At 49.5% G+C, this 26,830-nt stretch carries 19 protein-coding genes; 14 read left to right on the forward strand and 5 right to left on the reverse strand.

Going from position 1 to position 26,830, the window contains the following annotated elements:
* Entirely contained in the window at window positions 1-2,001 is a 2,001-nt protein-coding gene (locus HHL17_RS08220) for an ATP-binding protein (protein WP_169224255.1), read from the forward strand.
* On the opposite strand, the gene HHL17_RS08225 is transcribed toward HHL17_RS08220, so the two are convergent.
* Together HHL17_RS08225 and mnmA are read right to left on the reverse strand one after the other, a co-directional pair.
* The gene (locus HHL17_RS08225; RefSeq protein WP_169224256.1) at window positions 1,987-2,529 is read right to left on the reverse strand and encodes a GNAT family N-acetyltransferase; all 543 of its coding nucleotides are present in this window, start codon (window positions 2,527-2,529) and stop codon (window positions 1,987-1,989) included. The two genes, HHL17_RS08220 and HHL17_RS08225, sit on opposite strands and share 15 nt — an antisense overlap.
* A gap of 79 nt (window positions 2,530-2,608) precedes the next feature.
* A complete protein-coding gene (gene mnmA, locus HHL17_RS08230; RefSeq protein ID WP_169224257.1) occupies window positions 2,609-3,721 on the reverse strand; it encodes a tRNA 2-thiouridine(34) synthase MnmA in 1,113 nt (370 codons plus the stop codon).
* A gap of 200 nt (window positions 3,722-3,921) precedes the next feature.
* Between mnmA and HHL17_RS08235 the strand changes: the two genes are divergently transcribed.
* The 5 genes from HHL17_RS08235 to HHL17_RS08255 are packed head-to-tail and all read left to right on the forward strand — an operon-like array spanning window position 3,922 to window position 9,804.
* Window positions 3,922-5,412, forward strand: a complete 1,491-nt coding sequence (locus HHL17_RS08235) for a tagaturonate reductase (protein WP_169224258.1) — start codon at window positions 3,922-3,924, stop codon at window positions 5,410-5,412.
* Window positions 5,413-5,422: 10 nt separating this feature from the next.
* Window positions 5,423-6,817 (forward strand): glucuronate isomerase, encoded by a 1,395-nt coding sequence (uxaC, locus tag HHL17_RS08240; protein WP_169224259.1) that lies wholly within the window; start codon window positions 5,423-5,425, stop codon window positions 6,815-6,817.
* A complete protein-coding gene (locus HHL17_RS08245; protein ID WP_169224260.1) occupies window positions 6,818-7,816 on the forward strand; it encodes a sugar kinase in 999 nt (332 codons plus the stop codon).
* Window positions 7,817-7,818: 2 nt separating this feature from the next.
* Window positions 7,819-8,481, forward strand: a complete 663-nt coding sequence (locus HHL17_RS08250; protein WP_169224261.1) for a beta/alpha barrel domain-containing protein — start codon at window positions 7,819-7,821, stop codon at window positions 8,479-8,481.
* A gap of 36 nt (window positions 8,482-8,517) precedes the next feature.
* Window positions 8,518-9,804 (forward strand): MFS transporter, encoded by a 1,287-nt coding sequence (locus HHL17_RS08255; RefSeq protein WP_169224262.1) that lies wholly within the window; start codon window positions 8,518-8,520, stop codon window positions 9,802-9,804.
* 214 nt (window positions 9,805-10,018) lie between these two features.
* Here HHL17_RS08255 and HHL17_RS08260 read toward each other — a convergent pair whose 3' ends face one another.
* Window positions 10,019-11,665, reverse strand: coding sequence for a UxaA family hydrolase (locus tag HHL17_RS08260; RefSeq protein WP_169224263.1), 1,647 nt, complete (start codon window positions 11,663-11,665; stop codon window positions 10,019-10,021).
* A 294-nt stretch (window positions 11,666-11,959) separates the two neighbouring features.
* On the opposite strand from HHL17_RS08260, the gene HHL17_RS08265 reads away from it, so the two are divergent.
* The 8 genes from HHL17_RS08265 to HHL17_RS08300 all read left to right on the forward strand — a co-directional run bounded on the left by HHL17_RS08265 (window position 11,960) and on the right by HHL17_RS08300 (window position 21,870).
* Window positions 11,960-13,912: a heparinase II/III domain-containing protein gene (locus tag HHL17_RS08265; RefSeq protein ID WP_169224264.1), complete on the forward strand. Its 1,953-nt coding sequence runs from the start codon at window positions 11,960-11,962 to the stop codon at window positions 13,910-13,912.
* 236 nt (window positions 13,913-14,148) lie between these two features.
* Window positions 14,149-14,397, forward strand: a complete 249-nt coding sequence (locus tag HHL17_RS08270) for a hypothetical protein (RefSeq protein ID WP_169224265.1) — start codon at window positions 14,149-14,151, stop codon at window positions 14,395-14,397.
* Window positions 14,398-14,454: 57 nt separating this feature from the next.
* Window positions 14,455-15,297: a 5-dehydro-4-deoxy-D-glucuronate isomerase gene (gene kduI, locus HHL17_RS08275; RefSeq protein ID WP_169224266.1), complete on the forward strand. Its 843-nt coding sequence runs from the start codon at window positions 14,455-14,457 to the stop codon at window positions 15,295-15,297.
* A gap of 21 nt (window positions 15,298-15,318) precedes the next feature.
* Window positions 15,319-17,538: a DUF4861 family protein gene (locus tag HHL17_RS08280; protein WP_169224267.1), complete on the forward strand. Its 2,220-nt coding sequence runs from the start codon at window positions 15,319-15,321 to the stop codon at window positions 17,536-17,538.
* A gap of 9 nt (window positions 17,539-17,547) precedes the next feature.
* The gene (locus HHL17_RS08285; RefSeq protein ID WP_169224268.1) at window positions 17,548-18,309 is read left to right on the forward strand and encodes an SDR family oxidoreductase; all 762 of its coding nucleotides are present in this window, start codon (window positions 17,548-17,550) and stop codon (window positions 18,307-18,309) included.
* A 27-nt stretch (window positions 18,310-18,336) separates the two neighbouring features.
* Window positions 18,337-19,389 carry a LacI family DNA-binding transcriptional regulator gene (locus HHL17_RS08290; protein WP_169224269.1) on the forward strand — a complete coding sequence of 351 codons (1,053 nt, stop codon included), beginning with the start codon at window positions 18,337-18,339 and terminating at the stop codon, window positions 19,387-19,389.
* Between the two features lie 22 nt (window positions 19,390-19,411).
* The gene (locus tag HHL17_RS08295) at window positions 19,412-20,605 is read left to right on the forward strand and encodes a glycoside hydrolase family 88 protein (protein ID WP_169224270.1); all 1,194 of its coding nucleotides are present in this window, start codon (window positions 19,412-19,414) and stop codon (window positions 20,603-20,605) included.
* A gap of 8 nt (window positions 20,606-20,613) precedes the next feature.
* Window positions 20,614-21,870 (forward strand): DUF2264 domain-containing protein, encoded by a 1,257-nt coding sequence (locus tag HHL17_RS08300; protein WP_169224271.1) that lies wholly within the window; start codon window positions 20,614-20,616, stop codon window positions 21,868-21,870.
* Window positions 21,871-21,962: 92 nt separating this feature from the next.
* On the opposite strand, the gene HHL17_RS08305 is transcribed toward HHL17_RS08300, so the two are convergent.
* Window positions 21,963-22,478, reverse strand: coding sequence for a GNAT family N-acetyltransferase (locus HHL17_RS08305; protein ID WP_169224272.1), 516 nt, complete (start codon window positions 22,476-22,478; stop codon window positions 21,963-21,965).
* A gap of 9 nt (window positions 22,479-22,487) precedes the next feature.
* A complete protein-coding gene (locus tag HHL17_RS08310; RefSeq protein WP_206155939.1) occupies window positions 22,488-26,444 on the reverse strand; it encodes a Pls/PosA family non-ribosomal peptide synthetase in 3,957 nt (1,318 codons plus the stop codon).
* Window positions 26,445-26,830: the final 386 nt, after the last annotated feature.

Here is a 26,830-nt window from a genome sequence, read left to right on the forward strand (position 1 = left end):
ATGAGCATCTTCTTATATAATCCTGACAAAAAGGACAAACCTGCATTTCTGGACGAATTTGTTATCCGTACCCGGATATTTGATGATATGTTTCGGGAGATCAGCACGGATAAAATGATTGTGCCCGAGCAACACTATATGATTGTTGGTCCGCGGGGAGCGGGGAAGACCAGTATGTTGCTGCGGCTGAAATATGCTGTGGAAGATGACCCCGTATTATCTAAACGGGTTATCCCTGTCATGTTTGGAGAAGAGCAGTACAATATTGGGGAGTTGGGGAACCTTTGGGAGCGTATTGCAGAATACCTGGAGGATTATCATGGTTTTGAGGGTATTACGGCGGAAATTGAGAAGTATATTCACCGGGATGATTATGAGGAGGCTACTTTTAGAATATTAATTAAACATCTGGACCAACGGGAGCAGAATAGAATCATGCTGTTGATTGATAACATTGGCCAGTTGTTCGATAAGTTTGAAATAAACGAAATCAGGCGTTTACGGGAGATATTGCAGACATGGCCACATATTCGGCTGGTAGCGGGATCTCCTGTAATACTGCATTATATCGTTGATTACGATCAGCCTCTGCATGAGTTTTTTAAAATCATACGGCTGAACAGCCTTACTGATGAAGAAGCGATGACACTATTGCGTAAGCTGGCTGTTGTTCATCACGAAGAGGAAAAGATAGAACGGATTCTTGCTAAAACACCAGAACGTGTTGCAACGTTAAATACTTTATCAGGTGGAATTCCCAGAACAGTTGTTTTGTTATTCAAGGTGTTTGTGGACAATGAACATGGTAATGCATTAAGTGATCTGGAAAAGATTCTGGATGCAGTGACACCATTGTATAAACATAGGATGGACGATCTCCCTCCGCAGCAACAAAAAATCATAGATGCGGTGGCGTTACATTGGGAGCCGATGGAGGTCAAGGATATTAGAAAGGCAGTGCGGTTGGAAAGTAAAGTAATTTCTGCCCAATTGCGACAGCTGGAGAAAAATCAGGTGATAGAAAAGTACCGGACTAAAACAAAAAACCACCAGTACCAGTTAAAGGAGCGTTTTTTTAATATCTGGTATTTGATGCGTTATGGAAGGAAAATGGACCGTAATAAAGTGATATGGTTGGTGAAGTTTCTAGAGGCATGGTGTGAAAAGGGAGAGATTGAAAAAAGAATCAGGGATTATGTGAAAAAGGTAAGAGAAGGGGCGTTAGATGGTAGCACAATGGAGATTTATGGCTTAACGTATTCCTTTTTTGACAAAATAAAAATTGAAACCAAATTAAGATTAAAGGAAAGTTTACCTGCTCATCTCTCTTCTAATATTAAGATCAATGATCGAGATTTATTGAACACTTTTGAGAAGGAAATGAAAAAAGGAAATCTCAATAAGGCGATAACAACAATTCTAAATGTTCATTTAATCAAAGAGGATAATAGGGACTGGGTTTTGAACTATCTGGAAAAAAATGAAAGTCTACTAGAACCCATAGCGAATCAGGTAGTAAAGTATCGAATGGATAATGTGGAACCTGAAAAGGAACTTAATTTTCTGTATTTCCGCAGAACTCTTGCATACGCACTCACGTATGAATCTGTAACGAATGCTGTGATATGGGATAAAAGGGAAGAGGTCGTTGCTTTGACAGATTATCTGATGTCATTAATAGAAAGTGATCAACAAGACATTGAGCTTTCCATACGAGAGCAAACTTTGCTTCTTATAATATTGATTTTTTTACTTTCAGGCGAGTATTATGGAATTGTAACGCATTTTTTAACGCGAACTCAATTTGCTGACAAGCGTTTAAGCTTTGTATCTAAACTTGCCAAGTATTATATGGCGCTTAAAACTAATGATGAAATAGAGGCATATACGATTTCTGCTCAATTACAATCGTTTATGAGTCAGGAAAGAATTGATAACTTTGCGGCGAGCGTAGCAAAAATCAAGTTAATCTTTGAAGAAAGACGATCACTCCCTCACTAACGCCCACATATTAATATCAAACAACCTCCCTTCCCACTCCATCCATTTTTTGAGCGTGCCTTCCTGATGGAAGCCGTTTTTTATCAGCACTCTTTCGGAGGAAATATTGGCGGGCATGACTTCCGCTTCGATGCGACTGAGCTCCAGTTCGCGGAAGCCGTAGCGTACCAGTTCGAGGATGGCTTCGGTCATGTATCCCTGGCCCCAGTAGGGGTGTGCGAGGGCGTAAACGATTACGCCGCGGTGCATTTGTGGAAAGCTGTTAAAGCCGATGGTGCCGATGAGTTTTGACTGTCCCTGGAGGGTGATGCCCCATCTGATGCCCAGGTGGTCTTTAAAGCGATGATAGAAATAGGAGATGACTCTTTCCGCGTCCAGTTCTGTTTTCAGGGGCATGACGTGGTAATATTGTGTCACCAGGGGATCACTGAAGAGTTCCAGCAGATCGGCGGCGTGCCAGGGCTGTAGCTCTACGAGGTCCAGGCGGGAAGTGCGTAATTGTGGAAATATGTTGGGTAATGGATGCATACAATAGGTGGTTGTCTCTCTAAAATACAAAAAAAGGGCGGGATGGTTCCCGCCCTGATATGTTTATTGTGTATAGGATTTATTGGTGCAATGAAATTGGTCCGCGTTGGATGATACCACCACCGATCACATCATCGCCTTCATAGAAAACGGCTGATTGTCCGGGCGCAATACCTTTCACGTGCTCAAAGAAGTTGACTTTCACTTTACCGTCTTCATTGTACAGGGTGCTCAGGGCGCCTGGATCTTTGTAGCGGATTTTAGTGATGGCTTCCATGCCTTCAGGGATGGTTTCATACTTACCCATGTTGAGGCCGCTCACGAACATTTCATTTTTCTGCAGTTCGTCTTCGTTGCCAAGTACGATGGTATTGGTTTCCGGGATGATTTCCGTTACAAATACCGGGCGTCCGAGGGCGATATCGAGGCCTTTGCGTTGTCCGATGGTGTAGAAGGGGTAACCTTTGTGTTTACCCACGATGGTACCGTCGGCCAGTACGAAGTTGCCGCCGTTGACTCTTTCTTCCAGTCCGTCTACCTTCCGTTTGAGGAATCCGCGGTAGTCGTTGTCGGGCACGAAGCAGATTTCATAGCTTTCTGCTTTTTTGGCCAGTTCGGGGTAACCGAAGTCGAAGGCCATCTGCCTGATTTCCGTTTTCCGGTACTTCCCGAGGGGAAGGATGGTACGGGCGAGGACGTCCTGCTGGATGCCCCACAGTACGTAGCTCTGATCTTTTGTTTCGTCGATTCCTTTGCTGATGACCATGCGGTCGTTGTCATGACGCCGGATCTGACCGTAGTGTCCGGTGGCAATAAAATCACAGTCCATGGCGTCGGCCCGTTTCATGAGGGCGCGCCATTTGATATGTGTATTGCACAGTACGCACGGATTGGGGGTGCGTCCGGCAATATATTCGTCTACGAAGTTATTGATGACAAAGTCCCCGAATTCATCGCGGATGTCCAGCACGAAGTGCGGAAATCCGTGATGCACCGCGGCAGCGCGGGCATCATTGAATGAGTCGAGGTTACAGCAGCCGGTTTCCTTCTTACTGGAACCGGCAGAAGCATAATCCCAGGTTTTCATGGTGATACCCACCACTTCATAGCCCTGCTCATGCAACATCAGCGCTGTAACGGTACTATCGATACCGCCGCTCATGGCCACCAGCACTTTACCATGCTTGCTCATTTTTAAAAGTTTAAGGATGCAAAATTACTGATTTTCCGGGCAACCGCCTATTGATAGTATTAATGCCTGCATTGAGGTTGCTTATGGGGTTAATATCATTTTACCTGGTTTTAGCTAATATTTGTCCACACACTATAATTTGTAATAGCAAGATTATATATTTATTGGATTAAGTATCTATTTAGCCTAATTTAGACGAGATGCTACATATATTAAACAAGGAGTATATATTAAATCAGACAAATTCCGGCGTTGATGAAAAAATCTTTCAATTCCCGGAAAAGATATTACAGTTTGGTACCGGCGTATTGTTGCGCGGGCTGGTAGATTACCTGGTAGACCAGGGCAACCGCAGGGGCTGCTACGAAGGCCGCATTGTGGTAGTGAAATCCACAGATGGCGATACCAGCGAGTTCGCCAGCCAGGATAACCTGTATACCACGCATATCAAAGGTATTGCACAGGGAGAACTGGTTGACCAGGTACTGATCAATTCTTCTATTAGCCGGGTTTTGCAATCGAATGCAGATTGGAGCGAAGTGTTGGCAGCGGTACAGCAGCCGGGCTTGCAAACCATCATCTCCAACACTACAGAGGTAGGTATACAATATGTACCGGAGAAAATCGGCGACAGCGCGCCGGCATCTTTTCCTGGCAAACTGCTGGCCGTCCTGAAAGCGCGGTACGAATATTTCCGCGGCAGCAGCAATACCGGCTTTGTCATAGTGCCCACTGAACTGGTAGTGGACAATGGACGTTTATTGAAAGAAATAGTATTAAAGCTGGCGGCTTATAACGATATGCCGGCTGCTTTTGTGCAATGGATTGAAACTGAAAATCACTTCTGTAATTCACTGGTAGACAGGATTGTACCGGGTAAGCCCGGTAATCTGGCGGAACAGGAAGAAAAAGCGGGTTATACCGATAAATTGTGGATTGAAGTGGAGCCTTTCCTGTTGTGGGCTATCGAAGGAGATGCACACGTACAGTCAGTACTGGGTTTCCATAAAGCGGATGAACGGATGCTGATCACCCCCAGCATCGTGCCTTTCCGGGAACAGAAACTGCGCCTGCTCAATGGCAGTCACACTGCAGCAGTGCCACTGGCCTATCTTTCCGGATTGAACACCGTATACGAGTGCATGCAGGACGATTATATGCGTCATTTCTTTCAGGAAGTAATCCTCCGGGAAATACTACCTACCATCGAAAAAACATGTCCGCAAGCGGCCAGTTTCGCACAGGATGTGCTGGACCGTTTCGCGAATCCGTTCATTGCGCATAAACTGATCAGCATCACCTTCCAGGAAAGCTCGAAGATGAATGCCCGCAACGTACGTACACTCACCCGGTACTTCGATCAGTTTAAGACGCCACCGGAATGCATGTGCTTCGGTTTTGCCGCGATGCTGCTGTTCCTGAAACCCACCCGCGTGGAAGACGGCAAGTACTTCGGCACGCGAGGTGAAGAAGAATACCAGATCACGGATGATAACATCGCCATTTTTGCCGCACACTGGGATACTTACTCCTCTCCTCAGCAACTGGTAGAAAGGGTATGTGCCGATGAAAGGCTCTGGGAGTCTGATCTGGCCACCATTCCGCAGTTTGCCGAAACAGTGGCAGGTTACCTGAAAACACTGATGACCAGTGTAAAAGACGCTACGCAACTCCAGCAACCAAAAAATTAATCATTAGTATATGAAGGGATTTCTGACGGAAGATTTTTTACTGCAAACAGAAACGGCTAAACGATTATATTTTGATTATGCGCAATCGATGCCGGTGATTGATTACCACAATCATCTGCCTCCCGATGAAATTGCACAGAACAAGGTATTTAAAAACATGACCGACATATGGCTGCGCGGCGATCACTATAAGTGGCGCGCCATGCGGGCCAACGGTGTGGCGGAAACGTACATCACCGGCAGCGCAGACGACTTCACTAAATTCCGTCACTGGGCAGCTACTACACCATATACCATGCGTAATCCGCTGTATCACTGGTCACACATGGAGCTGAAAAACCCTTTCGGCATCACCGATCTGCTGAGTGAGGCAACTGCCGAAAAAATATGGGAAGCCGGTAATGCCAGGCTGCCACAGCTTTCCACCCAACAGTTACTGCAACACTTTAAGGTGGAAGTAGTATGCACCACCGATGATCCCACAGATTCACTGGAGCATCATAAAGCCGTGGCCCATAAGCCTTTCGGCACCCGTGTGCTGCCCACCTTCCGGCCCGATAAAGCCATGGCGGTAGACACCCCGGAAGCATTCAATGCTTTTGTGGATAAACTGGCGGCCGTCACTAACCGTGATATCCGCTCCTATCAGGACCTGGTGGAGGCACTGCATGAGCGTCATACTTATTTCCATGAAGCTGGTGGCCGACTAAGTGATCATGGCATCACCACTTTCAGCTTTGCTCCCTATACACAGAAGGAGCTGGACACTATTTTCCTCAAGGCCCGTGTGCATCAGGCGGCTACTCCCTATGAGAGCGAGCAGTTTAAAACCGCTATGCTGCTGCAAATCTGCGAATGGAACCATGAGCGGGGCTGGGCCCAGCAATTCCATGCCGGGGCTATCCGTAATAACAATTCCCGGTTGTTGCAGCAATTAGGCGCAGACGCTGGTGTGGATTCCATCGGCGACTGGAGCATGGCTTCAGCCATGAGCGCCTTCTTCGACGCACTGGATAAGAAAAACAAACTGGCCAAGACCGTTATCTATAATCTCAATCCTGCCTGGAATGAAGTGTTTGCCACCATGGCCGGCAACTTCCAGGATGGTACCGTGCCTGGCAAAATCCAGTTCGGGTCCGGCTGGTGGTTCCTCGACCAGAAAGATGGGATGGAGAAACAAATCAATACCCTGAGCAACATGGGGTTGCTGAGCCGTTTTGTAGGCATGCTGACGGATTCCCGGAGTTTTCTATCTTTTCCCCGCCATGAATATTTTCGTCGTATTTTGTGCAATCTCATTGGTCGTGATGTGGAAAACGGTGAACTCCCCAACGACATTCCATGGTTAGGGAAAATGGTCCAGGATATTTGTTACTACAACGCAAAAGCATATTTTGATTTTTAGATGAAGTCTGTAAAAGTTATCACTTTCGGGGAACTATTGTTGCGCCTGTCACCCGACCTGGGCAACCATAGTTCCGCTATTTTTGTCGGTGGTGCAGAAGCCAATGTAGCCGCAGCATTGGGGCGCTGGGGTACGCCGGTGGCTTATATCAGCAAAGTGCCGGAAAACGGTTTCTCCCGGGAGGTACTGCGGCAGCTGAGCCACAGGGGCATTGCTACCGACCGTATGTTATGGGGAGGCGACCGTATCGGTATTTATTATCTCGCACAGGGCAGTGACCTGAAACATGCAGAGGTGGTGTATGACCGCAAATACTCTTCTTTCAGCCAGATAGTGCCGGGAACTGTTAACTGGGACGAGCTGCTGGGTGATGCCGAATGGTTTCACTGGAGCGCTATCAGTCCCGCGTTGAACCCTGATGCAGCAGTTATCTGTAAAGAAGTGCTGGAAGCCGCTACGCGCAAGGGAATGACTATCTCCACGGATCTCAACTACCGCAGCAAATTATGGCAATACGGAAAGCAGCCGCATGAAGTGATGCCTGAGCTGGTAGCGTATTGTGATGTGGTCATGGGAAATATCTGGGCTGCCCACACCATGCTGGACACCGCATTAGACACCGCCGCGCTGGAAGCAGATACAAAAGAAGTATACCTGGAGCAGGCGCTGAAGGTAGCAGAAGAGATAACGGCACGGCATAAACGTTGCAAACGGGTAGCTTTCACTTTCCGTTTCAGCAAAGATGCCACCCATGCGCAGTATTACACTTTCTATTACCATAACGGGGAGGTAAGTATTTCAAAAGAATACGAAACACGTGAAGTAGTGGACCGCGTAGGCAGCGGTGACTGTTTTATGGCGGGGCTTATCCACGCTCAGCTGGAAGGCAGGGACGATCAGGGTATCATTTCATATGCCGCCGCAGCTGCTTATTCCAAGTTTTTTGTGAAAGGAGATTTTAACACGACCTCTTACGAGGATATTATAAAATTGATGTAATTATGGCACCACACCCGGAAACCATTATTGCTGCATTTGAGCAGAGCGGTATTATTCCAGTATTTTATCATGACGATGCCGATGTTTGTTGCGAAGTACTGCAGGCTTGTTATGACGGAGGTCTCCGCGTATTTGAATTTACCAGCAGGGGAGCGCAGGCGCAGCCGAATTTCTCCCGGCTGCTGGAGCTGAAGCGGGCCAAGATGCCTGATCTGTACCTGGGTATCGGTACCATCAAAGATGCAGCAGCAGCTGCTGCGTATACGCAACTGGGCGCTGATTTTATTGTATGCCCGATCACAGACCCTGAAACCGGTGCTTACTGTCGTTCGCAGCAGATCTTGTGGATACCGGGTTGTATGACGCCTACCGAAATAGCGGTGGCAGAAAAAAATGAAGCCCGGCTGGTGAAACTGTTTCCCGGCAATGTGTTAGGCCCGGCTTATGTAAAAGCGATCAAGCCGCTGTTCCCGAACCTGAAATTTATGCCTACCGGCGGTGTGGAGCCTACCCGTGTGAGCATGGACACCTGGTTTGATGCCGGTGTTGTTTGCGTGGGCATGGGCAGTAACCTGCTCGCTAAATCCCTGATTGACAGCCGTGACTGGGCATCGCTGAAAGAGAAAATCATGCAAACGTTTGCATTTCTCGACGACAACGCGTAAATTAAAGCCAACTTATAAATTTCCAAATCAGCCATAATGAATTCCACAACTTTAGGTAACTATCGCTGGCGTGTGTGCGCTCTTCTCTTTGTAGCTACCACGATTAACTATATTGACAGGCAGGTGCTGGGGTTGCTGAAAAGTGACCTTTCCAGTGAGTTCAACTGGACAGAACAGGATTACAGCAACCTGGTCATGATTTTCTCTGCGGCCTATTCTATCGGTTTATTGTTTTTTGGACGATTGGTAGACAAAATGGGTTCCAAAAACGGGTACAGCATTTCTATCATCGTGTGGAGCCTTTCTGCTATGGCGCATTCACTGGTGCGCTCCACCCTGGGGTTTGGCGTAGTACGTTCTGTATTGGGCGTGAGTGAAGCGGGCAACTTCCCGGCAGCGATCAAAGCTACCGCAGAATGGTTTCCCAAGAAAGAGAGAGCCCTCGCTACGGGTATCTTTAACAGCGGCTCCAATATTGCGGCTGTGGTAGGTCCTGTGATGGTATACTGGCTTGCCCGCAACCATGGCTGGCGTCATGCTTTCTTGTGGACCGGCGCCATTGGTTTCATCTGGCTGGTATTATGGTGGATTTATTATGAAGTGCCTGCCCGTCAGAAAAGACTTGGCAAAGCAGAGTTCGATCATATTCATTCTGACCAGGAAGTAGAAGAAGTGGCGCCTCAACCGGTGAAATGGGGAAAACTGCTGGGCATCAGACAGACATGGGCTTTTGTGTTTGGTAAACTGCTTACCGATCCGGTATGGTGGTTTTTCCTTTTCTGGCTGCCCGGATACCTGGAATCCATTTTCCACGTTGACCTGAAAGCCAACCTGGGTCTACCTATTATCATTATATACTCCGTAACCAGCTTCGGCAGCATCGGTGGCGGATGGTTATCTTCCCACCTGATCAAAAGCGGATGGCCTATTTTCAAGGCCCGTAAAGTATCCATGCTGATATTTGCGCTGTGTGTGGCGCCAATTGTATTGATTCAGTATATCAATAACCTGTGGTTGGCGATAGCGCTGATCAGTCTTGCTACTGCGGCCCACCAAGCCTGGTCTGCCACCATCTTCACCACCGCTTCAGACATGTTCCCGAAACGTGCGGTGAGCTCTGTCGTAGGTATCGGCGGTATGGCCGGCTCTATCGGTGGTACGCTGTTCCCTATCGTGATTGGCTCTATGCTGGAGCATTATAAAAAACTGGACCATATTGGTGTTGGCTATAACATCCTTTTTGTGATGTGCGGGGTGGCCTACCTGCTGGCCTGGACCGCGATGCATTTCTTTGCGCCGAAAATGGAACAGGTAAAACTATGATGGTCATGATTATTGCTGATTGCCCTGATGGGCGGAGATGGAAACGAAGAGGGATAATACCTGTTCATAGCTTTTAACACAACTACAATCCAATAAAACGGGAAGGCCGTCTGAATCATTCAGACGGCCTTTTTATATGACATTCTCAGGAATAAGTGAAAATATTATGGTCTTCGCTAATCAGGGCAATCAGCAATAATCATGGTCATCACAGTTATAATGACACCCCTCTTTTCCACGGAATAAAGTCATCCTGGTTCAGTTGTTCAGCTTTGGTATATACCTCGCCGCTGGCTGCTTTGATGACGTAATCGAGGATCTGTTCGCCCATTTCAGCGATGCTGTATTCTCCGCTGATGATGGTACCGGTATTGATATCGATGATATCTTTCATCCGGGTGGCCAGTTTAGTATTGGTAGCCAGTTTCACCACGGGAGCGATCGGGTTGCCGGTAGGCGTGCCGAGGCCGGTGGTAAACAGTACGATGTTGGCACCGGAGCCTACTTCCGCAGAGGTGGACTCCACGTCGTTGCCTGGTGTGCATAACAGGTTCAGGCCCGGTTTAGTGACATACTCCGTATAGTCGAGCACGTCAGTCACCGGAGAGGTACCGCCTTTTTTAGCAGCGCCGGCAGACTTGATGGCATCGGTAATGAGGCCGTCTTTGATATTGCCCGGGGAAGGGTTCATATAAAAACCGGAACCTACTGACTGGGCCTGATTTTCATAAGCCCGCATGATGCGGATGAATTTATCTGAAATTTCTTCTGTAACGCAACGGTTGATCAGTTCCTGTTCCACGCCGCACAGTTCCGGGAATTCGGAGAGGATGGAAGTCCCACCCAGTGCAACCAGCAGGTCGGAGGTATGTCCTACAGCAGGGTTGGCAGAGATACCAGAGAAACCGTCGGAGCCGCCGCATTCCAGGCCTATGACCAGTTTGGACAGCGGGCTGGGCTGGCGCGGCTGTTTGTTCGCTTCAATCAGTGCCAGGAAAGTGTCCTTGATGGCGGCTGACAGCATGGCGAATTCAGAAGCGCTTTTTTGTTGTTCGTAAACCAATACTGGTTTGTTGAATTGCGGGTTCAGTTTTTTCAGGGCTTCCTGAAGAATGGATACCTGTGCATGCTGACAGCCCAGGCTGAGGATGGTAGCTCCGGCCACGTTGGAGTGGTGGATATAGCCGGCCAGCAGGGCGCATAGCGCATCTGAATCCTGACGGGTACCGCCGCAACCACCTTCGTGGGTGAGAAACTTGATACCGTCGATATTGGGGAATATAACATTACGTTTAGTCGTTTCCGTTACATTTCCTGCTTCGTATTGTTTTACCGCATCGATGTTACCGCTTTTGTAGAGGGCAACGAGGTCCTGCACTTGTTCATTGTAAACCTCTGCCGGCGCGAATCCCAGACCTTTTTCAAAAGCTGTTTTGATCACGCTCACATTCCTGTTCTCACAGAAAACAAGGGGAATAACGAGCCAGTAGTTACGGGTGCCTACTTGTCCGTCTTCACGTTGGTAGCCCATAAAAGTGGTGTTTTTCCATTTGCTGATATCGGGTGCCTGCCATTGGATGGCGCCGTCTTTTTCGTGGAAGGCATTGGCATCGTGTATGATGTTGTCGGTAGTAATGCTTTCCCCTTTTTTCAGCGGACGGGTAGACTTCCCTACCAGTACGCCGTACATAGTAATGGGTGCATTGCCGTCGATATCGTTGATCAGGAATTTATGTTTCGCAGAAATATTTTGCTGAAGCTGTATGTCTTGGCCGTTAAATGATATATTGGTACCGGCGGGAATATCTTGAAGGGCCACCAGCACATTATCATTCGGATGAATTTGTAAGTAAGTGTTCATAAAAGCTAAAGTAGTAAATAACGTCACCGGCTGGTAATACTATAATGTTAATCCTTGATAAGATTTTGACTATTTGCCTGACACGCTGTAACGTTTGATGGTAGCAAGTTACGAATGATTTATCATTTCCCGTGAGCATGTTGAACGTTAAAAAATTATACATTTTTTAACTGATGTTTTTTAATCATAACCTGATATATTCTTGATGGAATAACTGCCTGTCCTGCCTTCTCTGTGGTATGCCCAAAGGAAAACATGCGGCATATTTTATATCTTACCCGAAATAATTGTTGTATGCGCATTTCACTGTTGTTGATCTTAGTATGTTGTAGTTTTCATCTGGCTGCTCAGCAGGCGCCAAGGAACTACCTGTATACCGCCTGGAAAGAGGCGGATGGTAGCTCCGCCTTCAGCAATATGAGCTGGCGGGAGAAACAACGCAACCATATTTTGGAAGTGGTGCAACAATTACCGGCAGTGACCCGTGAGAGCATGCTGGCAGATGCTGACAAAGCGATGAGCTTCACCTGGCCTGCTTTGCCGGCTTCTTTATACCTGGAGTTCCGTGACAACGGGAACCGGGTCAATTTCGAGAATGCACAGTTCGAGCGGCGCAAGGTATTGTCGGTCCTGGTGGCCGGTGAACTGGCTGGCGGCAATGGAAAATATATTCCTCAGATCGCGAATGGTTTGTGGGCTATCCTGGAGGAAAGCACCTGGGTGTTGCCGGCACATATCGGCGCCCAGAAAGCGGGCAGTGGCCTGGCAGATCCTGCTGAACAGATCATTGATCTCTTTGCCGGAGAAACGGCGGCCACTATCAGCTGGACACAGTTTTTGATGGACAGAAAGCTGGATAAATATTCTCCAATGATCGGCAAACGGATCGATTATGAGTTGAACCGGCGTATTGTTGTCCCGTTCCTGGAGCGGACTGATTTCTGGTGGATGGGCTTTAATGGCAGACCAATGAACAACTGGAATATCTGGATCAATACCAATATCCTGCAAACGGCCCTGATGTCTGTAAATGAGAGGGATACACGTAACCGGATCATAGAAAAAGCCATTCGCAGTGCTGATTTTTTCCTGAATGGATACCCGGAAGATGGTGGCTGTGATGAAGGCCCCAGCTATTGGGGACATGCCGGAGGCAAACTGATAGAGTTTGTCAACTGGATGCGCTGGGCCTCCGGCGGCAAGGCAGATCTCAGTAAAAATGAACTGATACATCGTATCGGCACTTATATCTACAAGATGCATATCGACAGCAGCCGGTTTGTGAACTTCGCTGACGCCTCTGCCAGTACTATTCCACCGCCACATACGGTATTCCTTTACGGAGAAATTTTCAAGGACCAACAGATGAAGGAGTTTGCTGCCTACCTATACCGGCTGGCGAACCAGGATACTACCCGCATCAAAACCAGTTCCCTGTTGACATTTGTGTATGATCTCGAAGGCCGTAAGTCGTTTCTCCGTACCACGCCGGCAGCACCTTTTACCACCACAAACTGGTTGCCCGACCTACAGGTGCTGTCTCTCCGCTCCACGCAGGGCAGCTCCCGGGGACTGTTTTTCGCCGCCAAAGGCGGCCATAATGCCGAGAGCCACAACCATAACGATATCGGCAATTTTGTGCTGTATATGGATGGCAAACCTGCTATCATTGATGTAGGCGTGGGCACTTATACGAAACAAACTTTCAGCAAAGACCGTTACCAGTTGTGGTATATGCAATCACAATGGCATAACTGTCCTACGGTAAACGGTGTGCAACAGCAGGATGGCCGCAAGTTCCAGGCGAAGGACGTATCGTTTTCAGACAAAGGCGGCACCAAAATACTGCATATGGATATCGCTGCGGCCTATCCCGAAGCCGCCATGGTAAAGACCTTAAAGCGCACTTTCACATTTATGCCGGCGGATTCCCGGCTGAAACTGACCGAGGCCTATGAACTACAGTCCTGGAAAGCGCCGTACCAACTGCATTTCATGACCTGTTTGCCGCCGGATATCAATACACCCGGAAAGGTACTGTTGAAAGAAGACTTTGCCACGCTGCAGATCACGTATGATGTTTCCCGGTTTGAAGCAGCAGTGGAGCGGCAGGGTGTGAATGATGGCCGGTTATCGCCGGTGTGGGGAGATGCCGTGTATCGTATTACACTCAAAGCAAAAGGACAGGCGTTAAAGGACAAATACAACGTCGATTTTGTGATCAAACGCCGGCAGTATCCCTGGTAAAATACCAGCCCGAAATAGGTATTTATATTTTTATAATATAAATACTGCCCTGATGTCCTGAAATACGGCAGGACAAAGAAAGAGATAATATAAATGTCATTTTTACAATTAAATTATTACTATCTTTTCCATAAAAGCTTTGTATTTTGCAAACGTTTGCATTACTTTAGATGCAATTGATAAAGAAAAAGTGATCTGGATTGGGTTTGATGGAAGACATTCCTGGAAAATGACGTGTGCGTAAAGGGAGCAGCTTCGAAAGTACAGGAGAAAGGGAATTTGAAGAAGGAAGCATAAAAGAATGGGAAGGACACGATCACTTTGAAAGAAATATGACGCAGCTGTACCACGTGTCTGCGGAAAAAACAGTGAACAAAGAAGTCAGAAAGGCGTCCACGTTATCGTATGCCGTCATGCTACATGACAGGTTTAAGCCGGACTGTGTACGCCTTCTGAGGCAACCGGCGGATTATCCCAGCGGATAACAGTACCAACAATGAAACATCAAATCACCTGTAAATAAAAAAGATAATCATAACGATATGAGCACACAGTATGAATCAAGGTATGCCAGCAGTCCTGCAGAGGTGAAAAGCATGGATACCGAAGCGCTGAGAAAGGCATTCCTGATAGAAAAAATTTTTGAGGCAGACCGTATCTCCTGGGTACACACGCATTACGACCGGTACCTGACAGCTGGCGCTATGCCGGTAAAAGGCGGTCTTGAACTGCAAACGATTGATCTGCTGAAAGCGGCTTATTTCCTGGAGCGCAGAGAACTGGGAATGATCAATGTCGGCGGCCCGGGCATGGTGGAAGTTGACGGAGAACAATTTGAAATCGGCTTCAAGGAAGCTTTGTATGTGGGAAAAGGAAAACAAAAAGTGGTCTTCCACAGTAAAGACGCTGCACAGCCGGCAAAATTTTATCTCAATTCCACCCCGGCGCATCATAGCTATCCTACCCGCAAAGTATCAAGGAATGAAGCGGAAGTAGTGACGCTGGGCGCACTGGAAACATCTAACCATCGTACCATCAACAAGCTGTTGGTGAATTCCGTACTGGAAACCTGCCAGCTGCAAATGGGCATGACGGAGCTGAAACCCGGCAGCGTATGGAATACCATGCCAGCGCATACCCATGACAGGCGAATGGAGGTATATTTCTATTTTGAAGTACCGGAAGCACAATCCGTTTGCCACTTTATGGGGCAGCCACAGGAGACACGGCATATCTGGATGCAAAACGAACAGGCAGTGATTTCTCCGCCGTGGTCCGTGCATTCCGGCGCCGGTACCAGCAACTACACCTTTATCTGGGGCATGGCAGGAGAGAACCTGGATTATGGCGATATGGACCACTGTAAGATCACTGAATTACGCTAAAACCCGATCATCATATTTATCATGAAAATGAAAAACATCATTGCAGGAAGCCTGTTAGGTCTGTCGGCCCTGCACTTCGGGCCGGATGCGGGTGCTGCTCCGCAGAAAACGGCCATTGTGGCGCCTTCGCTCAATACGTTGTCGGCGCAGTTTGTCCGTAGTTACATGGAGAGAGTAGCCAGCTGGCAATGGCAGTCCATCGAACGGAAAGGTTGGGCCAATCCACAAACCAACTGGACCAACGGCGCTATGTATGCCGGCATGATGGCCCTGAGCCAGGTAACCGACAATCCGTTTTTTATACAGCGGTTGATACAGGTAGGCAGGGATAATAACTGGAATACAGGACCAGACCGCTTTTTCGCGGATGAATACTGTATCGGTCAACTCTATGCCCAGCTATACCCTTACTATAAAGACCCTGTGATGATTGATAAATTCCGGAAGCTGGCAGACAGTATTGTGGCTGCTCCACATACAGAGCCGCTGGAATGGAAAAACGGTATCCATCACCGGGAGTGGGCCTGGTGCGATGCCCTGTTCATGGGCCCGCCGGCATTAGGCTATCTCTCTACCGCAACCGGTGACCCGCGCTACCTGGAAACGGCTGACAAGCTGTGGTGGAAAACCACAGACTTCCTGTTCGATAAAAATGACAGCCTGTACTACCGCGATGCCCGCTACTTTGACCAGAAAGAAAAAAATGGCGCCAAAGTATTCTGGAGCCGTGGCAACGGCTGGGTAATGGGCGGCCTGGCCCGCCTGCTGAACAACATGCCGGCCAATTACGCCAACAGGGCGCGTTTTGTGGAGCTGTTCAAAAAAATGGCTTACCGTATTGCGGCACTGCAAACGGCCGATGGTACCTGGCATGCCAGCCTGCTGGACCCGGAGAGCTATCCTTCCAAAGAAACCAGCGGTACCGGCTTTTACGTGTATGCGCTCATGTGGGGCGTGAACAACGGTATTTTGCCAGAGAAAGATTTCCTTCCGGTTATCCACAAAGGATGGCAGGCACTGGTGGACTGTGTGCAGCCTGACGGCAAACTGGGCTTCGTGCAGGTGGTGGCCGCAGCACCCGGTAAAGCCACTGCCGATGATTCGGAAGTATATGGTGTAGGGGCCTTCCTGTTAGCCGGTTCTGAGTTGATCAAACATAATCTCCGGCAGAACAGTCCTGGCGATATTACCGTTACCAACCCTACAGGCCTGAACCGTGAAGGTGAGATCGTTGAGATTCCTTACGATCAGTTTACAGCGAAACTGAACAAAAAAACACGTAAGTCTTTCAAAGTGGTGGACCTGTTATCCGATCAGGAAATTCCTTACCAGTTGATATATGATGGTGGCAAAACACCGAAGGCGGTATTACTACAGGTGAGCGTAACGCCCGCCGGCAGCCGTCAACTGGCGGTGAAGGCAGGCACGCCTGCTCCGGTAGCGCCTAAAGCATACGGCCGTTTTGTACCGGAAAGAAAAGATGATTATGCATGGGAAAACGACCGGATGGCTTACCGCATGTATGGCCCTGCGCTGGAGAAAACACCCAAGGAAATGGCTTACGGCATCGATGTATGGGCCAAGCGTACCACCGACATGGTGATTGACACCTGGTACAAGCTGGATAACTATCACCATGACAATGGCCAGGGGCTTGATTATTACAGTGTAGGCCTCACGCTGGGCGCTGGCGATATCGCACCATATGGTAAGGATACCATCTATTTCCCGAAGAACTACCGTCAATGGAAGCGGCTGGACAACGGTCCGCTCCGCACCACTTTTGCACTCACCTACGATACCTGGCAGGCAGGCAGTATACCCGTTTCCGTTACCAAGACCATCTCCCTGGATGCTGGTTCACAGCTGAACAAAATGCAGGTGCAATACACCTTTAAAGGTGATCAGCTGCCGGTGGTGACAGGCATCGTAAAACGGAAAGAGCCTGGCGCTGTGTTGCTGGACGAGAAAAACGGCGTGATGGGATATTGGGAGCCACAGCATGGTGAAGATGGTACCCTCGGCGTAGGATGTGTTTTCCCTGCTTCCGTGCCCGGCATGAAAACAGATAACGTACATTTACTTAGTCCGGGTATAGCCCATAACCAGCAGCCGTATGTGTATTATTTCGGCGCCACCTGGAACAAAGGAGGACGGATGACGAATGCAGAAGAATGGTTTAAGTATTTGGAAGCATTTTCACAACGCATAAAAGAACCACTTAAAGTAACGATTCAATAAAATTGACATATGGACCTGTTTCAATTGAAAGGAAAAACCGCGCTCGTCACCGGTTGTAAGCGTGGTATCGGAAAAGCGATGGCGGTGGCGCTGGCTTCCGCCGGTGCGGATATCATCGGGGTATCCGCCTCCCTGGAGTTGCAGGGCAGCGATGTGGAAAAAGAAGTGACGGCGCTGGGCCGCAGTTTTAAAGCTTACCAGTCTGATTTCTCCAACCGTGAGTCATTGTATGCCTTTATCCGCCAGTTACAGCAGGACGTAAAGGCCGTCGACATCCTCGTCAACAATGCCGGTACTATTCTCCGGAAACCGGCAGCAGAGCATCCTGACGAGTATTGGGACGAGGTGATCAACATCAACCTGAATGCTCAGTTTATCCTTACCCGTGAAATCGGGAAAGGGATGATTGAAAGAGGCGCCGGAAAGATTATCTTTACTGCCTCATTGCTCACCTTCCAGGGAGGGATCAATGTGCCGGGATATGCCGCCAGCAAAGGGGCGGTAGGCTCACTGGTGAAAGCGTTCGCCAATGAATGGGCCGGCAAGGGAGTGAACGTCAATGCGATCGCTCCGGGCTATATCGCTACCGACAACACGGCTGCCCTGAGGGCGGATGAAAAGCGCAGTACCTCCATACTTGAGAGGATACCCGCAGGACGTTGGGGCGAACCGGAAGACTTTGCGGGACCCGTTATCTTCCTCGCTTCCAAAGCTGCGGATTATGTACATGGTACTGTACTCACAGTAGATGGTGGTTGGATGGGCAGATAATTTATATTTACCGTTAATGGCTAATACATGAGTAAACGTACAGAAAAAACAATCGTTGATATCGCAGAAGAACTGAAATTATCGGTATCTACTGTATCCCGCGCCCTGAACGACAATCCTAACATCAGCGCACGAACGAAAGACAAGGTTAAAAAAATGGCCCGTAAACTGGGCTACCGTCCTAATGCGCTGGCTGCCGGTTTGCGCAACAATAAAAGCAAAACCATTGGCCTGATCGTTCCGCGTATCTCCATGTTTTTTCCCGCTGCCATCAGTACCATTATCCAGAATAAATTACAAGAACACGGCTACAACCTGATCATTTGCCAGTCCAACGACTCCTACGAACAGGAAGTAGCCCTGGTTAATACCCTGTATTCCGCCCGGGTAGACGGCCTGGTAGTCAGCACTACGCTGTATACCACCGACTTCTCCCATTTTGATGTTTTTAAAGACAACAATATCCCGCTGGTATTTTTTGACCGCGTGCCCAAAGATTACAATGTGAAGGTGATCAAGGGAGATGATTACCTGGGAGGGTTTACCGCCACCAGTCACCTGATAGAAAGAGGATGTAAAGACATTGTGCATATCTCCGGACCGCTGACCTGTAATCTTTACCTGGAGCGGGTAGCGGGGTATAAAAGCGCATTGCAGCAACATAAACTGCCTTTCCGTAAAACCAGGGTTTTTTACCAGGAACTTACGCGCGACAATGCATGGCAGGCCTGCGAGAAAATTTTCGCACAGAAGCCTTACCCGGATGGTATTTTCGCGTCTAATGATACTACTGCCATTACGATCATGGAGTACTGCCGCAAGATCAACCTGCGTGTACCGGAAGACCTGAAAATAGTGGGTTATTCCAATGATCCGAGAACCGAAATCGTTACACCGCCTATCACCAGCGTGGACCAATACGCCGCCATGATGGGCGAACGGGTGGTAGCGGCGCTGATGGAACTGGTCACCAGCCGTCAGACCGGTACCCCGCGCTATTCACAGGAGATCATTCCTATTCAGCTGATAGCCAGAGAATCCAGTGCCGGCACCACGAAAGCCGCCACGAAAAAGAAATAAGTCAACCTATAACTAACTTATTATGAAAAAGAAGCTGTTCTTTACCCTGCTGCTATTGCCTGCGATGTTTATGCAATCGTATGCACAGTCTGGTAAAGCCAACCAGGCATTACTCCGCAAGGCCGATGAAACACTGCAATTTGCCGCCAGACAATATAAACTGATGATGAGCCATGTGCCGGACACCGTACTGCCCCGCAGCACCAATAAAGACGGCAGCCTGATGACTTCCAACGCTGTTTGGTGGACATCCGGATTTTATCCCGGCACTACCTGGTTCCTGTACGAATACACGAAAGACCCGGCTTTTAAAACAGAAGCCCTTAAACGGATGGCGCTTTGCCAAAAAAACGAGTTCAACACCCGCACACATGACCTCGGATTTATGATGTACTGCCCCTTTGGCAATGCATTGCGCATTACCGGCGATACAGCGTATAAACGTATCCTGCTCAACAGCGCCCGGTCGCTGTCTACCCGCTTTAATGCTACCATAGGCTGTATCAAATCATGGGACCACGGTACCTGGAAATTCCCGGTGATCATCGATAACATGATGAACCTGGAATTGCTGACATGGGCCACCCGCGAATCCGGCGATCCCAAGTTTGATAAGATAGCCCGCACGCATGCCAACACAACTATTAAAAATCATTTCCGTCCGGACTACAGCTCCTACCATGTCATAGATTATGATCCTGCCACCGGTGCTGTACTACAAAAGAAAACACATCAGGGGCTGGCGGACAGCTCCGCGTGGTCACGTGGTCAGGCCTGGGGCCTGTACGGTTATACCATGATGTACCGTGAAACCAAAGACAAAGCTTACCTGGACCAGGCCCGTCATATCGCTGCATACATCCTCAACAATCCGCATATGCCGGCTGACCTGATCCCTTACTGGGATTATGATGCACCGGATATTCCGAATGCATTGCGCGATGTTTCCGCCGGCGCCGTAGCTGCTTCCGCCCTGCTGGAGCTGAGCCGCTACACCAACAAAGCAGAAGGCAAACGTTACTGGAATGCCGCAGAGAAAATGCTTACCAGTCTTTGCAGCCCGGCATATCTGGCTAAAGAAGGAGAGAACAATGATTTTATTTTGATGCATAGCGTAGGTTCCCTGCCTCATAAATCTGAGGTAGATGTGCCGCTTACCTATGCAGACTATTATTTTGTGGAAGCCCTGCTGCGGTACAAACAGTGGGCTAAATAAAAGATACCTTGGACAGACGTTTTTTTCTCAAAGCTGTGCCGATGGCCGGTATCGCCGGTTCGCTGAAGACAGACAAAAGCATGTTGGCTGATCTGGCGGCGCCACCGCCGGTGAATGACCGTGCTTATAATCTTGCGTTGCTGTTACGTATATGCCGTCCCGTTATTACCCATCTCAGTAATGGAAAACTGGTGGCCAATATGCCCACCGAAGTAGCGCCGCACTACAGCAAACCGGTACACAAAGTGACCTACCTGGAAGCTTTTGGCAGAACGCTGGCCGGACTGGCGCCCTGGCTGGAACTGGGCCCGGACAATACCATGGAAGGCAGCAAACGTATTGAAATGCTGGAGCTCACGCGTAAAGCGATAGCGCAGGCCGTAGATCCTTCCTCCCCGGACTTTATGAACTTCACCGGGCAGTTTGATGCGCAGCCGCTCGTAGATGGCGCCTTTTTAGCACATGGCCTGATACGCGCGCCGGAGCAATTGTGGAAACAGTTATCCGACCGCACGCAACAACAGACAGTAGACGCGCTGAAAAGCCTGCGTAGCATCAAAGCCTTTAGCACCAATAACTGGGTGCTGTTTGCCGCGATGATCGAAATAGCATTGCTGCAGTTCGGTGGTGGGTGGGACCGTAAGCCGGTGGACTTTGCCATTGAGAAAATCATGGAATGGTACAAAGGTGACAGCATGTATGGAGATGGACCTCATTTTCATTACGACTACTACAATTCTTTTGTGATTCAGCCGATGCTGGTGGATGTTCTCAAAGTACTGGTTGATAAAGGAGAAGGCAGTAAAGAACAATATGAGCTGGCCCTGAAGCGTATGCAGCGCTACGGCGCTATCCTGGAAAGACAGATTTCCCCGGAGGGAACTTTCCCGGTAGTAGGCCGTTCGATGCCTTATCGCAACAGCGCTTTTCAGGCACTGACGCAGCTGGCCCTTGAAGGAAAGCTGCCAGCGGAGCTGCAACCGGCACAGGTTCGTTGCGCACTAACGGCGGTGAATAAACGACTTTTTGAAGCACCGGGTACTTTCGATAAAAACGGCTGGTTGCAGATCGGTTTCTGTGGGCATCAACCTGAAATAGCGGATGTGTATACCTCTACCGGCAGTCTTTATTTGTGCACTACCGGGTTCCTTGATCTGGGATTACCCGCGCATGATCCTTACTGGAGCGCGCCGGCCGCGGAATGGACCGCGCAGAAAGTATGGAAAGGGAAGTCGGTTGATAAAGATCACGCTATTAGTATTTAGTTTTTTTGATTTTAGGACCATACATAAAAAGACCGAAGCGATTAATCTTGCTTCGGTTTTTTTTATTCGGTTTTATCTTCTATTTAAAATGATCAGGGAAATAATTTGATGGCGTCTTTTCCATCCGGTGTGAGCCACTTTTCATAGACAAGCCTAACCGGTTCATATTGTTGTGATGCCAGGAACTGCTGCATCCGCAGATTATTGCTGAGCGTATAACGCACTATTCTCCTGACGCCTTTTTGAATGTAAATGTTTTCCAGCGCATCATTGAGCTGCCGATAGATACCCATGCGGCGGAAAGCCGGCGCCACATAACCATCGGAGACATAGAGGGTATCGCCGGTATAATCTTCGATGCGGCTTTCGTCGGGCTCTTCTACATAAGCGAAGATGAAGCCTGCCGGTTCGCCGTCTTTTGTGGCAAGCAGACAGGTGCCGTCATTTTCTTCCTGTGTGGAGATGACATGTTGCATATAGTCTGGCCGGATATCTTCCCAGGCGGCTGTTTTTGGGAAAAATTCCAGTTCAGATATATGGAGCTCCTTCAGCATGGCTGAAAGGAGCTCGTAATGATCTTTTATGCGTATGGGCGTAATCGTTATCATAGTATCGGATTATTCCGGTCTGATAGGGCTGCCGGTCCAGTCGGTGCCGGGTTGCAGCCTTTCTCCTTTCATTACCAGCGACAGTGGCGCGATATTTACATCGTCCCCGATTTCACTATCATAGAGGATAATGGTACGTGCGCCGATGCTGGCGCGGTCGCCGATTTTGATGGCGCCAATTTTCATGACGCGGTCTTCAAACAGGTGGGTCTGCGGTCCGCTGTCTTCATTGAGCGCGGAGTCGGTGCCTATTTCCACCATATCAAATTCAGTGATGTCGGTTGTGTTGAGCCATACGCGATACCCCGTTTTTACACCCAGCAGGCGCAGTAATACCGGCAGCCATGGTGTTCCCCGGAGGAAATCGAGCAGGAAGGGCACTGACAGCGCTTCGTAGGTGGAGGTGGTGCCTTCACTGCGCCACACTTTGGAAGTCCACATAGGGTTTTGTATCGCATGGTATTTACCCGTCAGTATCCATTTCATCATCACAGTGAAAAGGAATGCCGGCATACCGAGGAAAAAGAGATAGTAGAAAGGAAGTTTGAGTAATATCTGCCACCAGGACTGTTCGGTTACCAGGTCATGCCCGTAGGCGATGAAAAGGATGCTGCAACAGATGACCATTGTTTCCGGTATGAGGATGCGGACAAATTCCACGAAGCCTCTGGCCATCTTCCGTTGGGGAGATGGGTTGGTGGTCAGTTCCGGTGGAAAGAAGCGGCTTTCCTGGCGGCGTGGCAGTGCAATGGCGGGAGATCCGAACCAATCGCGCGCTGTGCTGTTGGCCAGCTGTTCTTTCGTAGGCGGCGTGGACAACACGCCGATCAGCATGTTGGGCGGCAGTACATATCCTTGTGGGATCAGCGCGCTGTTGCCCACAAAGCTGGTATCGTGAATGATTGTTTTTTCGAGGATCAGTTGTTGCCCGCGTACGTCAGACTCGCCGAGTGTAACGGCATCAGCGATGAAGGCGCCGTTGCCTATTTCGAGGAGTGGATGGGTAACGCTGCTGGCGGTAGAAACTTCCGTGTTTTTACCGATGCGGGCGCCCAGTGCGCGGAACAGGCTGGAGATATATACCGTTGCAAAAATAGGATGGATGACGATCAGCGTGAGTGACATCAGCTGGTCAGCAAACCATTTGCGTACATAAAACAGGCTGTAGATGGGGTAGGTGCCGGGTTTGATGCCCCATTGCAACAGCCGGCTCAGCACAACGGTCTGCGCAGTGAACAGGATAATATAACTCAATGCCAGTGATGGTGTGGTGACCATATAGTTGAAGTTATAATCCGGCGCGGCGTTGTCGAGCTGATTGAGCGTGATAATAGTGGGCAGTAGTGGCAGCAGGATGGTGAAAGGGAATACCAGCAGGAACAGTGAGAAGATAAGGCTGTACTTCCGGCGGGTAGCCACGGACACCGGCAGTGGCTGCGGCATTTCGCTCATTTCTTTTTTCACTTTCAGTTGAGCGGGGCTACCATACCATACTTCGCAGGTGCCTATACGGCTGTTGGCCGGCAGGTAACTGAGGTCCTGCAGTTCGCTCCAGGGTTCCATGACGGTGTCGCCGGCGATGACGGCGCTGCTGCCGATGTAGGCGTGATCGTCGAGATGTACGGCGCGCAGTTTGAGCCAGCCGTCTTCTACCCAGGCATTGTTGATAACGGCCTGGGAGCTGATACTGACATCGCTGCCGATGGTCACCAGGTCTTCCGCGCCGATGGTGACAGCTGCCAGCTGTGCATCAGATGCGATCTTCACGCCGAGTAGCCGCAGGTAGGTGGGGTACAGGGGCGTGCCGTTGAGGAACTGGGACGGCATGAGGCGTTGCATGGTTTTCACCAGCCACCAACGGAAATAATATTGCCCCCACAACGGATAGTCGCCGGCTTTCATTTTGCCAATGATCAACCATTTGGCGAGAATGATCAGGGCGGAGAAAACGGGCGGCAACAGGCAGAACATGCACAATGCCGTGATGATGGCGTATCCCAGGTGGCTGGTTTCCTGTTCTATGTAGTAGTATCCCAGGTAAGGCAGGAATATCTGCATGGCAAACAATCCGAAGATCACCAGCAGGCAAACGCTCTGTGCTGTCCAGCAGGCAAGGTGGCGCCACCAGGGCACTTCATTAAAGCTGCGTTCTTTTTTCTTACCGCTTTGTGGTTGTGCGTTCCAGGTATCCACGAGGGCCTGGAGCGGACGGTGTATATAAATATCTTTCAGCGATGCCTGTGGCACATTGGCTTCGCGGCGCAAGCGGGATACGAAAGCGGCGGCCAGCAGGGAGTGCCCACCGAGATCGGTGAAGAAATCCTGTTGGAGGGTAATGTTCCTGTCAGGGAACACTTTGGTGAGAATGGCCAGTACCCTGTCTTGCAGCGGTGCATTGGCATCAATTGCTTCATGGGTAACGGGCAGTGCGAAGGCCGGTGGCAACGGCAGTGCTTTGCGGTTGATTTTTCCGCTGGGGAGGCGTGGCATGTCCTCCAGTTCGAGGATAGTGCCGGGTACCATATAGGGCGGCAGTACTTTCGCCAGTTCCGCGCGGAAGAAACTTTCATCGAAGGGCTGATCGGCTTCCATCACCACATATCCCACCAGCTGGTCCTGCTCATTGTTATCCTTTTTTACCGCCACGGCAGCGGAGATAACGCCGATGATCGCATTGAGGCGGTTTTCGATTTCACCCAGTTCGATACGATAGCCACGCAGTTTTATCTGATCGTCGAGGCGGCCCTGGAAGTCGATGTTGCCATCGGGCAGGATGATGGCCGCATCGCCGGTGCGGTATACCATATCACCGGGGACCATGTCCATGGACGCCGGTTTGGGAACGAATTTTTCCCGGGTAAGTTCGGGACGGTCGATGTAGCCGTTACCTACGCCGGGGCCGGTGATCACCAGTTCACCTCTTTCTCCGAGGGGGAGAATATTGAGTTTATCGTCTACCACGGCCATGTTGTAGTTGGGCAGGGGATGACCGATAGTGATGGCGTCGCCGGGTTTGAGGGCGGCGAAGGTGGCGCTGACCGTTGTTTCCGTAGGGCCGTAACTGTTGTAGAAGGTCCTTGGAGGGGCGCCCCACCGGGCCAGTACCTGTGGCGTACAGGCTTCACCGCCGGCGTTGATCAGGCGGAGGGTGGGTATATCGTCTTCCATGACGGCCAGCAGGCTGGGTACGGCATGGAGGATGGTTATTTTTTCGTTGCGCAGCACACTGCCCAGTTCATCGATAGCTTTGGCAGTGGTGGTATCGGCTACCCAGAGGGTGGCGCCGGCAAAGTAGCTGATCCATGTCTCTTCGCACCACATGTCAAAAGAGACGGAGAAGCCCTGGTATACCTTGTCATGCGAAGTGATTTTCAGGACGGTCTGTTCCGCTCTTACCAGGTGGCATATCTGGCGGTGTGATATAGGGATGCCTTTGGGTTTGCCGGTGCTGCCGGAGGTGTATAATACGTAGGCGATATTATCGGGGGAGGGGCCGGCGGTGAGCGTGAATGTTTCCGTAACGTCCGGTACCGGCGGCACGGAGAGGATGGCCGCGTCCAGGTGCAGCGATTCTTCACTGAAGCAGGCGGCTGCCTTTACTTCGGTGAGTACGCCTTCCACTCTTTCGGCTGGCATTTCGCGGTCCAGCGGAACATAGGCTGCCCCGGCTTTCACGATGCCCAGGATGGCCGCATGCAGTTCCAGTCCGCGTGGCCACCATACGCCTACCACGCTGCCGGGGCCTATGCCGCGTGCCTGCAGCATGGCAGCCACCGCATCGCTCCAGTGGTCCATTTCAGCGTAGGTGAGGGATTGGTGTTGGAAGATCAGAGCAGTATGATGAGCATGCTCTTTAACTGATTGTCTGAAGATATCCGCCAGTGTCTCCTGATGCAACAATTCCTGAAGCTGGGGTCCTTGTACTATACTATAGCCGTTCATAATTTTGCTTCCCGTAGTATTCATTGGTCTTGGTATTAACAAAGTTACAGGGTACAGTGATAGGTATGCCTTATAATTAGCTTAAAAATAAGTTATTATAGGCGAATTTGGATTTACGGGGGCTCAAAATGCCATAACTGTCGGTGAACTCATCTTGCCGGCGCCATGAAGGCCGGTTTCTCTCCTGCTGGCTGCTCCCTTTTTAACATTTTAGCCGGTTCTGCCCATAACCTTGTTGTACAGGGGAAGCAGGAGGTTTTTGCCAATATTGTGGTGCATATTGTAAATGGTTTTCTATAAGGGGAATGGTATATAACGTTAATGACTATATGATTTTTGCTGCTGCTGTTAATTGTTTAGTGTCCTGCCGATTTCATCCAGCACATGTGTCCAGTAGGTTTTCATCGTTT

This window comes from Chitinophaga fulva, from assembly GCF_012927205.1.
GTDB lineage: Bacteria > Bacteroidota > Bacteroidia > Chitinophagales > Chitinophagaceae > Chitinophaga > Chitinophaga fulva.

Coding starts and splice junctions, on each gene's coding strand:
- HHL17_RS08265 (WP_169224264.1), top strand. CDS start 11,960: ATGCGCATTTCACTGTTGTTGATCTTAGTATGTTGTAGTTTTCATCTG.
- HHL17_RS08245 (WP_169224260.1), top strand. CDS start 6,818: ATGAAGTCTGTAAAAGTTATCACTTTCGGGGAACTATTGTTGCGCCTG.
- HHL17_RS08250 (WP_169224261.1), top strand. CDS start 7,819: ATGGCACCACACCCGGAAACCATTATTGCTGCATTTGAGCAGAGCGGT.
- HHL17_RS08235 (WP_169224258.1), top strand. CDS start 3,922: ATGCTACATATATTAAACAAGGAGTATATATTAAATCAGACAAATTCC.
- uxaC (WP_169224259.1), top strand. CDS start 5,423: ATGAAGGGATTTCTGACGGAAGATTTTTTACTGCAAACAGAAACGGCT.
- kduI (WP_169224266.1), top strand. CDS start 14,455: ATGAGCACACAGTATGAATCAAGGTATGCCAGCAGTCCTGCAGAGGTG.
- HHL17_RS08220 (WP_169224255.1), top strand. CDS start 1: ATGAGCATCTTCTTATATAATCCTGACAAAAAGGACAAACCTGCATTT.
- HHL17_RS08290 (WP_169224269.1), top strand. CDS start 18,337: ATGAGTAAACGTACAGAAAAAACAATCGTTGATATCGCAGAAGAACTG.
- HHL17_RS08255 (WP_169224262.1), top strand. CDS start 8,518: ATGAATTCCACAACTTTAGGTAACTATCGCTGGCGTGTGTGCGCTCTT.
- HHL17_RS08280 (WP_169224267.1), top strand. CDS start 15,319: ATGAAAATGAAAAACATCATTGCAGGAAGCCTGTTAGGTCTGTCGGCC.
- HHL17_RS08285 (WP_169224268.1), top strand. CDS start 17,548: ATGGACCTGTTTCAATTGAAAGGAAAAACCGCGCTCGTCACCGGTTGT.
- HHL17_RS08295 (WP_169224270.1), top strand. CDS start 19,412: ATGAAAAAGAAGCTGTTCTTTACCCTGCTGCTATTGCCTGCGATGTTT.
- HHL17_RS08310 (WP_206155939.1), bottom strand. CDS start 26,444: ATGAATACTACGGGAAGCAAAATTATGAACGGCTATAGTATAGTACAA.
- HHL17_RS08260 (WP_169224263.1), bottom strand. CDS start 11,665: ATGAACACTTACTTACAAATTCATCCGAATGATAATGTGCTGGTGGCC.
- HHL17_RS08225 (WP_169224256.1), bottom strand. CDS start 2,529: ATGCATCCATTACCCAACATATTTCCACAATTACGCACTTCCCGCCTG.
- HHL17_RS08305 (WP_169224272.1), bottom strand. CDS start 22,478: ATGATAACGATTACGCCCATACGCATAAAAGATCATTACGAGCTCCTT.
- mnmA (WP_169224257.1), bottom strand. CDS start 3,721: ATGAGCAAGCATGGTAAAGTGCTGGTGGCCATGAGCGGCGGTATCGAT.